We start from the raw sequence: 14,312 nt of genomic DNA on the forward strand, positions 1-14,312 counted from the left end.
GGCACTTGGCACCACTTACGGTAGTGGGGCAGCTAGCTTCTTATTTTGCCCGCCATTATCTGGGCGTGGTTGATAGCCGCCACCAATATTACGCCCCCAAGTATGTTCCCGATCAGCGTGGGGAGGATATAATTGCCCAGCACCTCCAGCCAGGTAGCCTGTTGCAAGGCAGCAAGCGTGAACGTTTCCACGGCACCCGCAATCACGTGGCTAAAATGTCCCACGCCCACAATGTAAGTAATGATGATGATCACCCAGACACGCGCGGTTTCCGCGTAGGGCAACAGCCATACCATCAGGGCGATGAGCCAGCCGGCAAAAACTCCGCGTAGCAGCGTGGTGCCAAAACCGGGCTCCATCGCCTTTTTCCCGATCTCTTCGAAAGCCTTCAGCACGTGCGGGTCGAAGGCGGAGGTATGGGCAACGACCAGGGCAATGAGCAATGCCCCCAAAAGGTTGGCCAGCAGCACCACGCCCCAAAGCCGCCCTACATTTAAGAAGGTAGCCATGTCTTTGCGGTGCAGGAGGGGGAGTATGGGCGTGAGGGTGTTTTCGGTGAAGAGCTGCTGCTTGCCCAGGATCACGATCAGGAAGCCGATGCTGTACCCGAAACTGGAAACCAAAATACTCCACTCTGAATCGGGCAAATAAGCCTCCAACAAGCCCTCCGAAATCATGGAAAAGCCCATCGACAGGCCGGCAGCCAGGCCTGACCAGAACAGGGCGCCCGATGGGCGTTCCAGCTCGGATTCGGCTTCTTCATACACGATATCATGTATAGTCCGGGCAGAGGGCGTATGATCCAGGCCTGCCTCCTGCTGGCCGGTGGTATCAGTTGTTTCTTCTTTCATCATTTGAGGGAAATCCCGCTATAAACTGTCTGTTCCCTCCTGTGCGGCGCTGGGCTATACACAGCAATACTCTTTGAGGGCATCTTTGTAGGGTTTGCACAAGATAGCTTACGTGCAAATGCGTAAAACACAGGTATACCTGCAGGCGTTGTGGGTTTTCAGCTTTTATGTAACATCCTAAAAACACCCATTATACTGCCAATCAGCCCTCCAAGGGCCACCCCAACCGACGCCCCGACAAAGGTGGCAACCACATTGTCGGAGGCTGAAAACTGCCCCAGATCACGTATGGGCCATACCCCGGAGGCTACCATGTAGGCCAGCCATCCCAGCAAAACGCCCAAAAAAACTGCCCCGATAAGGGTAAATTTAGCAATGATGGGGTGATACACCGGCCGCCCCTCCGGGTCGTGGTTTACATACCCCACTACTAATTCCGCGTCTTTTTTATTCGAATGGTTGTTCATTTCTTCTGTAGTGTATCTGCTTGTGAAAGTGGCTTTTGAGCCTGAGGGTTCTGAAATGGCGATAGCAGGAAGTCCACCTGCTGTTGTGTGGCTTTCGACACTTTCGCCGTGTCGCCGATAATCCAGGCATAGTTCAGGATCGTCTCCTGGGGGCCTGTCGGGAACGGCTTCACCATGGTCAGGTAGGCGTCCACGGCTTTAGGCACACTATCCTGGGCCACGATCAGCATGGGGCCATGCTTGCCCATGTGCCCCAGCACAGCAGCCGGAATCATCCCCAGCATATCGCTTGCGTTTCCGATCACATAGTTGTGCCCGGCCTGTGCAATCCCCCATCCAAAACCTCTGGACTCCCAGTTCCACCACCAGCCGTAGTTACGGCCGAAGTCCTTATACCCGGCGTTCACGGTGTTGGAGGCATAGTAGTTTTTGCCGGCTATTCTTCTCACAAGCCCATACTGCCCCAACTCTTTGGCCACTTTGTCTGCTATCACGTCGGCTCCGCCTGTCAGGTAAATGTATGCGCCATGGTCTCCGGATCGCCTTTCCAGTATCTTTTTAGTGACGGCTGGGATAGAGTCTTTGTAGACCCAGGCGAAGCCCTTACCCATGTGCGCATTCCAGCCCATCGTTCCAAGGCCGTGTCTGAGTCCGTCCGGGTGATCGATGGCAGTCAGCACCACCTCATCCGGGTGGTCTGCCTTTAGGGCCGCCTGCCAACGATCCAGCACCTCTGCCAGTTGTATGGGATCGTCGGCGTTGAAGGCTCTGACTTTATACCCTAAAACCTCCTTTATCTTTCTGATTTCCGCAGCGGGCACGTTCACCGCGTACACGTCTATCCGCCCGTCCTGCAGCACACCATCCGGCTTCAGTCGCTTCATCTCCCGGAGCGTGGCCTCTGCGATATGTCCGTCTTTTGTCAGATACAGCAAGGGTGCATTCACAGGCATGTGCGTGATGCGGTGCATGGCCGTAAAAGCTATTTTCTCGTCTTGCGGGCAAAGCAATATTGCTCCAACGGCATTGTCTTCGCGGGTGGCAGGGTATACTGCCTGCGTCAGGAGTATGGCTTGCTCCTCCGGGGTGCTTCCGGGCAGCCGCACGGTATAGGCGGTAAAGTTCGCCTCGTTCTGCAAGGGCAAGTTGCCCGCACCGGGCGGTCCTTCTGTGGTGCCACACGCCGTCAGGGCCAGCAGCAAAGCGATGGAGCAGGTATAAAATAGTCGTATCATACGTTTCCTGGTTTTAAGTGAGATCGGATCATGAGCCAGTTGAAGGGCCAGGCCACAAGAAAGCCGACGAACGAAGCCAGCCACATCACCCCGAACCAAAGGATATCATCCTCCTTTGGCATCATCGGGATGTGGTACATGAGGGTCCACCAGGCGGTGGTCATCATGCCCAGACTGACGGCCAGCATACTCAATGCCGTGGTGACAAACGCCATCCGGATGAGTTTCGGCTTCGGCATGTCCATCATCATCTGCTTCATCGGGTATTGCACCATCGGCCACACGATCAGCACACTCAGCACATACATGGCGATCATCATGATGGGCATGCCCGCACCAAGCCAGAAAAAAGGCCCTTCTATCCACTCCGGGAAAAATAGCGGAAAACCGAACCACACCAGCAAAAACCCGATCGCGATCATGAGCGGGGCTCCATAGCCAATGCCCATGGCGGTTGCCGCCGCACTCTGGATATTCTGGGGCCTCAGCCAGTGCCATTTACCATCTTCGTCTTTATAGGCTGGTCTGCCGTAGGCGTTGATGTAGAGTATCGGCCCGAGCACCGGCACGATAAGCGCGGTCATGCCCCAGGCGATTTTAATGGGCATGTGAACCATGGGCAGGGTATAACTGCTGTGGATCATCACGAAGATGCCTGAGGCGATACCGAGTACCAGCAGCATGATGGCCAGCCCCTCCATATACCCCAACCCGATGGGTCCCATACTGGCGTAATCTGCCTTCTCCACTGAGAAGTCCAGCCGGCCCTGCGCCCCATAGCTTACCTTTGGGCTCACTACCCAAAAGTGCCTGAAGGGACCTTCAGCCGGTGTTACGAACCAGTCTGCGCGCTGCGACCAGACATAGCGGTCCAGCGCAGCGGGCAAGCCCCCCTCCTCGCCGGCATAAAGCAGGGAGGCATTGTTGCTGACGGCGTAAGGCAACGCGGCCAACCCTAGCAGCGCATCCGAAGGCGTGGTGACCACATAGTGAAAGTAGCCGGTGTTTCGGGTGTTGGTGCGCCCCCAGCCAAACTCATGCAGCTCGTCCCGGAACTCAGCCATCTTCACCGCGTGGTCAGCAAGGTCCTTTCCCGCAATTCGCTCTGCGTCTTTAAAGCCGTTGGCTACCGCTGAGGGTATAAACGACTCCGGTCCGATGACAAAAGCCTTCAGGTTGCTGTACTTTGCCTGGTCCTGAGCCGACACCTGGCCGTTCTGCACAAACACGACCGGAGAGCCATAGTAAAAGGCATAGTACACGGCGGGCAAAGCCCAGCGTAGGGCTTCTTCGTTGCCCGTGGGCAGCACCACGACATGTTTTGGCTCGAGGTTGGGTTTAATGCTTGCTTTTACAAAATCAGCCCAGTTTTCCGCTGTAGGGGCAGTTGGGGCTACCTGTGCCTCCTGGTAGGGTATAGCCGTTTTAAGATAGCCATGCAGGTCGGCGGCATTTGCAGCTACAAGGCGGGTCACGTTTTTGGTGTGTCCCATCATCCGGCCTTCCATAGCGCCCTTCTCCGTGAAGGGAGCCACTTCGAGGTCTTCCTTTAGTATATTTAGCAACCCAAAGCCTAGTATCAGCAAGATTAGGAAGGCAAGGACCGGGTATGTCCATTTCATAAGCAAACGGTTTTAGTTTAACACGAAGATCAAAAGCCAGATCAGGCCTCCCATACCGAGCGCCTGGTAAACGATGGCCAACCATTTCCGGATAGCGCCGTTCCTTTTGTGCCCCATGTATAGGTAACCGCCCACTAGGATCGTAACCAAAAGCACGACGATGGTATCCAACTGTTTCTCAGGCTTGTCTGTGATGATGGCAAAGAGTATAAGCGACACAAGCGCAAGGGCAAACGTGAGGGTATGGACCTTCACCAGCATTTGGGTAAGCGGCTTCCCCTGAAGCACGTGCGGCAAGAGAAGTGCTCCGGTTAGCATGGCTATAAAGAGGAAGATGACTGCGGCTATTTCCATTCTGTGATTATTTGTTTCGGTTATTTTGATTTACTCACCTTCCAGAGCACGCCGGTAAAAGGGTGCGCGTTCATACCATTGTCATCGAACTCCACCACCCCGAAATCCACAATATACAGGGCACCGTCGTGGCTCCACTCCAACTGGATGGGGCGCTCCAGGCCGCCCGTGCCTTTGGCTGAGGCGGGCAGGTTGTTCTTGTTATAGATAAAGTCGGTCGCCTCGCCGGTGGCAAGGTTTACCTGCTGCACTTTAAAGCCTGGCCAGTTATACTTTACCCCCGGTGGCGCATCCTCTTCTTGCGGCACGCCCTTCGGCAGCTTCGGGTGGAAGTCCTTTCCCTTGAAGAAGGGGACGATCACGCCGAACTCAGCCACCAGAATGTCCTGCTCCGGCACACCGAGGCTGCTGTTGCCAAACACCATACCCTCGGCGGCGCTGTGCACCGGCAGCAGTGCGACTGGCTGGCGCGGTTTGGTTTTCCCTTTCAGCAGCTTTCGGTGCGTCGCGTCGGTCAGGGCAAACTTGCGCACGTCTTCCTTTACCTCGAAGCGCTTGTCTGTGATCGGGATGCCGCTGTAAAAGTCGGGCCAGCCATACCACTCGCCGGGCACCACCTCGTACACCGGCTCATAGTCGAAGTACAGGCCGCGCGGCGGCATGGGGTTGGCGCTGTTCATGGTCGTGATCAGTTTTCCGGCTGGCGAGAAGCGGTAGCCGAAACTGGAGCGGAAGCCCCAGGCAATGCGTTTTAGGTCACTGCCGTCGGGGTTGCAGCTGTAAAAAGCGCCGTTGCAGATCTCCTCCCCATTAATCACCTGCCCCGCTTTGGTTTTCTGGCCAAGCGCCACATACACGCCCGTTTCTACCGAGTCGGCCTCCACGAGTTTCATCTTGTCGGTGGGCACCCAGTAATTCTGCCCAGTCAGGGTCACGTCTTCCCCGGGTATCTCGTGTGCTTCTGGTTTGTTAAAAGTGTCGATTACGTCTACCCAGTGCTTTTCCTGCACGCCGGAGTTGCCCTGCGTGGAGAGGAAAAAGTACATTTTACCATCTTTAAAAACAGGCTTGGCGTTCAGGAACTCTCCCCACGAGGGAAGCCCGTTGACGATGGTCTTAAACTCCTTTGTGGCCAGGTCATAGGTGGAGTAGCGTGACCGGTGCGAAATGTAGAGTTTACCGTCGTGGTAGGTTACGCCCGTGAGGGGTGGGATCAGGCCTTCCTCCATGTCGGCGGACGAGGCGTTGTCTCTGATATTATTCATGGGCACCACCCTGTCATAGAGTACGGTGGTGGTTCCATTGGGCATGAGTTGCAAAATACGGGCCTCCGGGGCCTGGTCGGGCTTGGTGCCATAGGTATGGCCGCCTGCCTCAGCGATATAAGCGATCCCCTTCTCATCGAAGGTTACATCTACGGGGTAGGTTAGCCCGGTGGCCACTGCCTCTATGGTTGTGCCCGCTGGCACGGCAATGTCGGCGGGGTTGAGCGGCCGCTTGCTCTCCTGCTGCACTGCGGCCACCTCGCCCCCTTCCTCCCCCCGGGTCTTGTCTTTCCCGGAGCAGGAAAACAGCAACGTGACCGAGGACAGAAAAACTAAACATTCAACAAACTTCCATTTTAAGGGGTATAACTTTTTCATGTTCATTGGTCCTTTAAAGTGAAGAAATCCTGGAAAACATTGTGGGCTTAAAGCGTGATACTTCCTGGTGTATCGCCCAAGGCTTTTTGTTATGCCGTCGTATAAAGAGCGCCCGTGTTTGCCAAGTTTATACCTCCCACATATGAAAGTTGTTTTATATATTCCTGCGTGATTTTTATAGATTAATGGCACGGGAGCCTGTGTTAAACGTTTGTCACCGGCTCATTTCAGAGCCTAAAGGATAGCGGTTATACCTCCTCCGGGCCCTGCCGCGTATCAGGTATATCTAACCGCGAAGAGCAGCCGCCGCTACGTTAGCCAAGACCCTGATTTTGCTGTGTGTCGCCCTTCTTCGCCCCAAAAGAAAACTGGAACCCCTAAAAAGCCTTGCCCATGAACCAGCTGACAGTAACCAAAGCCTCCGGCGAAAAAGCCCCTTTCTCGGTTGAGAAACTGAAGACTTCACTACGCAGATCGGGCGCAGCCGAGGCGGTGATACAGGATGTGCTGCAGGAACTGGAGCCCACGCTGTATGAAGGCATCTCAACCAAGAAAATTTACAAAAACGCCTATGCCATCCTGAAAAAGGAGTCTAAGCCCTCAGCCGCCCGGTATAGCCTGAAGAAAGGGATCATGCAGCTCGGCCCCTCCGGCTTTCCGTTCGAGAAATTTGTGGCTGAGCTGTTGAAGGCGCAGGGCTATACCACCGAGATCGGTATTTTTGTGGCGGGACAGTGTGTGCAGCACGAGATTGATGTGATCGCGGCCAGGGACGGGAAACGCTATATGATAGAGTGCAAATACCACAACCAGCACACCACCAAGTCCAATGTCCGGATCCCGATGTACATCCGGTCCAGATTCAAGGATGTGGAGATGGAGCCCGGTTCGGGGCAGGGAGAAGTAGTTCGCTTCCACCAGGCCTGGGTTGTGACCAATACCCGCTTCACCGACGATGCGATACGTTATGCCACCTGTATGCGCCTGCACCTGATAGGGTGGGACTTCCCGACGAAGGCTGGCCTGAAGGACATGGTGGACTCGTATGGCTTATACCCCCTCACCTGCCTTACCACGCTCTCTAAAGCCGAGAAGCAGGAATTGCTGGACATGAGGATCGTGCTGTGCAAAGAACTCCGGCACAACAAAAAACCACTGGCGCGGGCGGGCGTGAAAGAATCGCACCAGCAGGGGGTGCTGGACGAGGTGGAGAACCTGTGTGGCGGTTAAAGTTGAATCACTTTGCTGCCATTGGCCAGATCTTCATGCACCACAGCCTTTGCCCTGCGCCGCTTCACTAATTTAAACAGCTCCATCACCACCAGTATGACCGCACCACTCTTAGTACCTTCGTTGACAAGAGTACATAGATGAACTGGTATACCTTACTGAGGTGATGGGTAGCAATGGATGTGCCCCGGCTTACTTTTTTACCTGCCCGCTCTCTGCCTGCAGCATATTCTCGACACCGCGGAAAAAGGCATCGGGGTTAAAGGAGATACTGTCTATACCATGCGCTACAAGGAAGGAGGCATACTCAGGGTAATCGCTTGGGGCCTGGCCACACAGCCCGACTTTTTTACCAGTTTGCTTGGCCTTTTGCAGCGTCATCACGATCAGTTGCTGCACCGCCGCGTCAAAGGGCGAGAAGATATCGCTCAGCAAACTGGAGTCGCGGTCTGCGCCCAGCGTGAGTTGCGTGAGGTCGTTGGAGCCGATGGAAAAGCCATCGAAGTGCTCGGCAAACTGCTCTGCCAGCAGGGCATTGCTCGGTATCTCCACCATCACGTAAATCTCCAGCGCGTTCTCGCCCCGTTTCAACCCATACCCCGCCATCAGGTCAATCACTTTCTTGCCTTCCTCCACGGTTCTGCAAAACGGGATCATCAGCTTTACGTTGGTCAAACCCATCTCCTCGCGCACCTTTTTCATGGCCCTGCACTCCAGTTCAAAACCCTCCTGGTATAGCGGGTGGTAGTAACGTGATGCGCCTCGCAAACCGATCATCGGGTTCGACTCCTCGGGCTCAAACTTCCTGCCTCCTATCAGGTTGGCGTATTCGTTGGATTTGAAATCGCTCATGCGCACGATCACATCCTTTGGGTAAAATGCCGCCGCGATGATACTGGTGGCCTCCGCCAGTCTGGCCACAAAGTAGTCTTCTTTATTTGGGTAGTGGTGGGTAAGCTGCTCTATCTTTCCCCTGGCTTCGGGGTCCTCCACCTGGTCAAAATGCTTAAGCGCCATCGGATGAATCTGGATGGAATTGTTGATGATGAACTCCATGCGCATCAGTCCAACGCCGTCATTCGGCAGAAAGGAATATTTGAACGCCTGTTCCGGGTCTCCCAGGATTAGCATGGCCTTGGTGCGGGGCTTGCCGAGTTTGCTGAGGTCAGTTTTTTTCTCTTCCCACTCCAAACGGCCCTCGTATACATAGCCGGTCTCGCCCCCCGCCGACGACACCGTTACTTCCTGGCCATCCTGTATGGCGCTGGTGGCGTTGTTGGTGCCCAGCACCGCCACGGCCCCAACTTCCCTGGCCACGATGGCCGCGTGGCTCGTGCGGCCGCCCTGCTCCGTCACGATGGCGCTGGCTTTCTTGAGGATCGGGTCCCAGTCGGGGTCTGTTTTGGTGGTGACGAGCACCTCGCCTTCCTGCAGTTTATCAATCTCTTTGGGGGAGTTCAGAATGCGTGCAATGCCCGACACGATGCGGTTGCTCAGACCAATACCAGAACAAAGCACCTCGCTTTCTTCCTTTAGGGTATACTCAGTAAAACTAGCCTGGTCCTGCTGCTGACTTTTCACCGTTTCTGGCCGTGCCTGCACAATGAACAAGTCGCCAGTAAGGCCGTCCTTTGCCCACTCAATGTCCATGGCTTGCTTGTAATGCGCCTCTATGTCGTTTCCCCATTTGGCCAGCTGAATCACCTCGGCATCCTGCAGCACAAATTCATCCTGCTTTTCGGGCGGTGTGTCCAGGTTCACGATGGCATCGGTGGGGCTTTGCAATTCGCCCTCGCTTTTGGCAGCGTATACCATCGTCTTGGCTTTGCTCCCGAGTTTACGGGAGATGATCGGCTGGCTCGCCTTATCGATCATGGGTTTGAACACCACGAATTCATCGGTGTTGACGGCCCCCTGCACCACGTTCTCCCCTAAGCCCCATGAGCCGGAAATCACCACGACGTTTCTAAAGCCCGAATCCGGGTCGAGGGTGAACATGACGCCGGAGCAGGCTTCATCGGACCGGACCATGGTTTGCACCCCCACCGACAAGGCCACCTGCATGTGCTCAAAGCCGTTGTCGACCCTATACTTGATGGCCCTGTCCGTGAACAGGGATGCATAGCTGTGGTGGCAGGCTTTGTAAAGGTTTTCCAGTCCGCTCACGTTCAGGTAGGTTTCCAACTGGCCGGCAAAGCTGGCTTTGGGCAAGTCCTCGGCGGTGGCGCTGCTTCTAACGGCCAGCGATATTTCTTCCCCGTATTTCGACTTCAGATAGGTATAGCCCTCCTCGATTTCCTTCCGGATTTCGTTCGGGAACCTGGCCCCCAGCATGAGCGCCCTCGTCTGCTGCCCTACCTCCCCCAGGTTGCCGAAATGCTCTTTATCCAATGTATCCAGCACGGTACTCAATTGTTCCCGCAGGTTGTTCTGATCCAGAAAAAACCAGTAGGCGTCTGAGGTTGTCGCATACCCGTCGGGCACTTTTATACCCTTCGGGTTCAGTTGGTTATACATCTCGCCCAGCGAGGCATTCTTCCCCCCTACTTTACTTAAGTCATTATAACTGATCTCGTTGAATAGCTTGATGAAGTGTGCCATATAACTGCAGGTTAGACGAAGAAAACAAAACGCGTATTTCAGGTTAACACCGGGTGTCAGGTTACTACTCCGGAAATGAGTGCTGGAGGGTGTGCTCGGGCTGCGTGTAGACGCGGTAGGTATAGCATTATCTTACTAAGGATAACGGGTATTTTCATACCTAGTTTTGAGGATTGGCCTGGCTTGGCCTGTCTGCCATTTTTAACCGGATGAGTTTTTCTATGGATACGATTGTAAACAGCAACACTCCCGCCCCCACAATCCGTAGCCAGGACATGAGCCCAATCGGGCTGGAATGGAACAGCGTGTTCATAAAAGGGACATAGATGAAGAGTGCCTGAAAGAAAAACATGGCCAGAATACCGTAGTATATCCACATGTTGGAAAAATAACCTATCTGACGGAGTGGCCTGATAAGCGAACGGCAGTTTAGAAGATAGGCAGACTCAAGCACGACAAACACCGTGGCAGCTACTGTCTGGGCCTCTGCTAGAGAAGCTCCGAGTACACGCCACTCATACATATATAACCCAAAGGCTGCGAATAACAGTAAAAAACCAACCAAGAGTGTTCGCATGATTAACTCATAGTTAAGGATGGGCTCATTTGCGGGTCGTGGAGGGCGGTCCATGATATCAGGTTCTTTTGGTTCAAACGCCAGCATTAAGCCTAAAAACACGGCTGTGGTCATGTTGATCCACAGTATTTGGACCGGCTGCACAGGCAGATTCGTGCCGAAAGCGATGGCTGCTAAGATCACCAACCCCTCGCCCAGGTTAGTTGGCAGCGTCCAGGCGATAAACTTGGTCAGGTTATCAAACACGCCACGGCCTTCCTCCACGGCTCCCTCAATTGAAGAGAAGTTATCATCGGTCAGCACCATGTCAGCGGCGTCCTTGGCTACATCTGTCCCGGTAATGCCCATGGCGATGCCAATATTCGCCTGTTTTAAGGCAGGGCCGTCGTTTACGCCATCCCCGGTCATGGCTACTATCTTCCCGCGGGCCTGCAGCGCTTTTACCAGCCGAAGCTTCTGCTCCGGGGCAACACGGGCGAAAACAGAGGTATGCGCTACAAGTTCCTCTATCTCCTGATCTCCCAGCGTTTGGATTTCTCTACCTGTTACGGCCACCAGTCTTCCATTCTCGTGCTTCCCCTGCAGGCCAATTTGCCCTGCAATGGTGGAGGCCGTTACAGCATGGTCTCCGGTGATCATTTTAACGTCTATACCTGCTTTCTGGCATAGCTTTACTGCTTCGATCGCTTCTTTGCGGGGTGGGTCTATCATGCCTTGCAGGCCCAGAAAAATGAGGCTGTCTTCTACATCAGCATGGTGAATGGCACCTTGGTTTGCAGGGGCCTCCCTGGTAGCAAAAGCCAGGATGCGTAAGCCGAGGGCAGCCATGCGGTTTACTTCAGCGCTAACACTGTCTTTATCGATGGCGGCAAGCGCACCATCCGGATGCATCACAAGCGTGCTCCGGGCCAGTATGGCCTCTACGGAGCCCTTGATAAACATAACAGGCCGGTTAGCGGCATGTAACGTCGCCATGTACTGATACTCAGACTCAAAAGGAATCGTGTCAATGCGTGGAAGTTCCAGTTGTAGTTTTTCCTCTTGAAAACCCCATTTACGGGCTGTCACGAGCAAGGCACCTTCGGTGGGGTCTCCATCAATCTGCCATCGGTCCTCCTGCTGCCGCAAGGCACTATCGTTGCACAGCATCCCTGCCTTCAGGCACTGATCAAGCGCTATATTTAGATTTTTGTCTACAGCTGCTTCATCCCCCACAACATCCCCAGTTGGCTGATACCCCAAACCTGAAACTGTATAATAGCTTCCTCCGGCAAAAATCTCCTGAACGGTCATTTGGTTTTCGGTGAGCGTGCCAGTTTTGTCGGAGCAGATCACGTTAGTACTGCCTAACGTCTCCACAGCAACTAGTTTGCGGATGATGGCCCTCCTGGCTGCCATTTTAGACACGCCCAGCGCCAGCATGATCGTTACGGCCACAGGCAAACCCTCCGGAATGGTACCAACAGCCAGGGCCACGGCCACCATAAACATCTCCCCGGCCGTCTCGCCCCGTAACAGCCCTATGCCAAAAACAATGACGGACAGCGCCATGATAACCTTCAAAAGCAAATGGCTGAACTTCCTGATCTTAATAGTTAAAGGAGTTTGCAGGTCCTCGGCCCCGAGGATGGATTTTTGTATCTTCCCTACTTCCGAAGCGTCTCCGGTGGCCACAACGATGCCCTTCCCCTGGCCATAGGTAACCACTGTGGAGGCATAACCCAGGCAAAACCTGTCGCCTAACACTTCGTCTGCCGTTACAGGCTCCGTGTCTTTCTCGACAGCCAGCGATTCTCCGGTTAATGCCGACTCGTCTACTTTAAGGTCCCGGACATGTATAAAGCGCACATCAGCCGGAACCTTATCCCCGGATTGCAGCACCACCACATCTCCCGGCACAAGCTGTTGGGCATCTATAGTCTTTTTTGCACCGTCTCTAATTACCACAGCCCGCAAGGCCATGCTCTTCGAAAGGGCGTCTATCGCCTTTAGCGCCTTAGACTCCTGAATGTACCCGATGATCGCGTTGATGAAAACGACGGCAAAAATGACCAGTGCGTCCAGGTACTCCCCCAGGAATAACGTAACCACAGTGGCGACGAGTAAGATGTAAATTAAAGGCTGATTAAACTGGAGCAGGAATCTGATCAGGGCACTTTGCTCTTGCTTTGCCGTGATGCTATTAGGGCCATAGTGTGCTAACCTGGCCTCAGCTTCGCTACCTGTTAAGCCAGTGTTTTCTAACACCTGTAGTTGCCCCTCCACTTCCGTTTTGCTGAGGCTGTGCCAGTTTTGCTTCATCTCGTGCTGCATATCATTTGATTGGTTTGATTGATGATGGGCGCTTAACTAAAAGCCGTTCCTACTGAAAGTAGGATATCGTGTGTTTCGGCTATCGAATCATACCCTCAGGGTATAAGCGCAACCGTATAAATATGAGGTAGATTGACTAATTAGCTACTCATACGTATAACTTATCAAATAATATTTATTATTAAAAAAAATCACTGCAAAAGCTCTACAAACCGGCAGGATAGTTTACCACTTGTTTTGCCATCTACAACTCAAAACCCGCCTTCACCCATCCACAGCACAAAAGCCTGATGCCTGATGTATGGCATCGCACTTCCTTAAATTTATTTGCCCATGCCGGTAAAGCCAAATTGTGATGATTATGACACCCTACTTGCCAGTTTTAGTTGGGATTAGGAACAAACGGGTTTATTGGCGTGCCAGGTTTGGGGCCAATTTCCTGTTGTTTACAACCAACCCGGGGCTGCTTGCCCCTTTTAAGGATGCTGGTAATGAATGCGAAGGCTTCCTCCGGATTGACGCCATGCTTGAAAGCATTCTCGACAAAGGGAATCCGTATCAGCGAAGCTATTTTAAGCTTTGGATCAGGGCTACCGGTATTTACACAGGGCAGTTCCGTTACATTGTCTAACCTTTCGCGTTGGAGCTCAACAAAGCTGTCCAGGTACTGTAATTCCTTTTCCAGAGGCACAAACTGATCTTTAGTTTCGCCCATGACATAGCGCAACTTGTTAGATGGATGGGTAACACAGACCCTGTTTTAGGAGCATCTTCTCTGATGGAAAGCGCATAGATGTTTTGCTGGAAGCAATCGCTACGCTCAAGGGGTTGTAGACTTTCTCGCACTTGCTGTGTAGGAGGAAGGGAAAAAACAGCGCAATGATGAGATAAGCCCCTGAAATACCCGGACGTGCCTAAGAGCGTGCACCTTAGTTGCTTCAACAAAACAGCCTTACTCTTCTTGGGTAATAATCATGTCGTAGTCAATGGCCTGCTGCCTGAACCGCTCTACCAGCTTGGGTGCGGTAGATGCTTCGAAGGCATGCTTTCTGGAGGTAGGAACCCCGAACGCATCAAAGAATCGGCCAAATCCCTTGGGGCTCCAGGTTGTCAGCCACTCTGCCTCTTCCGGCCCACTGTTGCGGAAGGTATGCACTTTGCCGCTTGGCACGACGAGGCTATCTCCCTGGCTCAGGGTATGCCACTCTCCCTCCACCATCACCTCCAACTGCCCCTTCACAGCATAAAACAGCTCAGCCAGGTGGTTATGGTAATGCGGCGGCGGGCCTTTTACGTTGGGCATGGTATGGACCAGAGCCATGTCGAAGTCGCCGGGGGTATGAATCAGGCATACCTTGTGGCCCAGCACAAAGCGCGGTTCTATAGTAGTTTTCATGCGTGCAGCTCTGCAATGCCCGA

General features: G+C 53.7%; 11 protein-coding genes. 1 reads left to right on the top strand and 10 read right to left on the bottom strand.

Annotated features, from left to right (window positions below):
• Positions 1–32: 32 nt before the first annotated feature.
• The 6 genes from MKJ04_RS00925 to MKJ04_RS00950 form a co-directional block, all read right to left on the bottom strand.
• The gene (locus tag MKJ04_RS00925; RefSeq protein ID WP_241638376.1) at positions 33–854 is read right to left on the bottom strand and encodes a formate/nitrite transporter family protein; all 822 of its coding nucleotides are present in this window, start codon (positions 852–854) and stop codon (positions 33–35) included.
• Between the two features lie 155 nt (positions 855–1,009).
• Entirely contained in the window at positions 1,010–1,318 is a 309-nt protein-coding gene (locus tag MKJ04_RS00930; protein ID WP_241638377.1) for a hypothetical protein, read from the bottom strand.
• A complete protein-coding gene (locus MKJ04_RS00935) occupies positions 1,315–2,553 on the bottom strand; it encodes a hypothetical protein (RefSeq protein WP_241638379.1) in 1,239 nt (412 codons plus the stop codon). The genes MKJ04_RS00930 and MKJ04_RS00935 overlap by 4 nt, the downstream gene beginning before the upstream one ends.
• Positions 2,550–4,175, bottom strand: coding sequence for a DUF4396 domain-containing protein (locus MKJ04_RS00940; protein ID WP_241638381.1), 1,626 nt, complete (start codon positions 4,173–4,175; stop codon positions 2,550–2,552). Before MKJ04_RS00940 ends, MKJ04_RS00935 begins: the two co-directional genes overlap by 4 nt.
• Before the next feature lie 12 nt (positions 4,176–4,187).
• On the bottom strand, positions 4,188–4,529 hold the full coding sequence (locus MKJ04_RS00945) for a hypothetical protein (RefSeq protein ID WP_241638383.1): 342 nt from the start codon (positions 4,527–4,529) through the stop codon (positions 4,188–4,190).
• Between the two features lie 20 nt (positions 4,530–4,549).
• Entirely contained in the window at positions 4,550–6,172 is a 1,623-nt protein-coding gene (locus MKJ04_RS00950; protein ID WP_241638385.1) for a hypothetical protein, read from the bottom strand.
• Between the two features lie 393 nt (positions 6,173–6,565).
• Here MKJ04_RS00950 and MKJ04_RS00955 point away from each other — a divergent pair, with 393 nt between their 5' ends.
• Complete coding sequence (locus MKJ04_RS00955; protein ID WP_241638387.1) at positions 6,566–7,402, top strand: restriction endonuclease; 837 nt, start codon at positions 6,566–6,568, stop codon at positions 7,400–7,402.
• 192 nt (positions 7,403–7,594) lie between these two features.
• Here MKJ04_RS00955 and ppsA read toward each other — a convergent pair whose 3' ends face one another.
• The 4 genes from ppsA to MKJ04_RS00975 form a co-directional block, all read right to left on the bottom strand.
• Positions 7,595–10,003, bottom strand: a complete 2,409-nt coding sequence (ppsA, locus tag MKJ04_RS00960; RefSeq protein WP_241638389.1) for a phosphoenolpyruvate synthase — start codon at positions 10,001–10,003, stop codon at positions 7,595–7,597.
• 160 nt (positions 10,004–10,163) lie between these two features.
• Positions 10,164–12,893, bottom strand: a complete 2,730-nt coding sequence (locus MKJ04_RS00965; RefSeq protein WP_241638391.1) for a cation-transporting P-type ATPase — start codon at positions 12,891–12,893, stop codon at positions 10,164–10,166.
• A 382-nt stretch (positions 12,894–13,275) separates the two neighbouring features.
• Entirely contained in the window at positions 13,276–13,620 is a 345-nt protein-coding gene (locus MKJ04_RS00970; protein WP_410896802.1) for a hypothetical protein, read from the bottom strand.
• Positions 13,621–13,845: 225 nt separating this feature from the next.
• Positions 13,846–14,289, bottom strand: a complete 444-nt coding sequence (locus tag MKJ04_RS00975) for a cupin domain-containing protein (RefSeq protein ID WP_241638393.1) — start codon at positions 14,287–14,289, stop codon at positions 13,846–13,848.
• Positions 14,290–14,312: the final 23 nt, after the last annotated feature.

The organism is Pontibacter sp. E15-1 (assembly GCF_022601975.1).
In the GTDB taxonomy this organism is placed as follows: Bacteria; Bacteroidota; Bacteroidia; order Cytophagales; family Hymenobacteraceae; genus Pontibacter.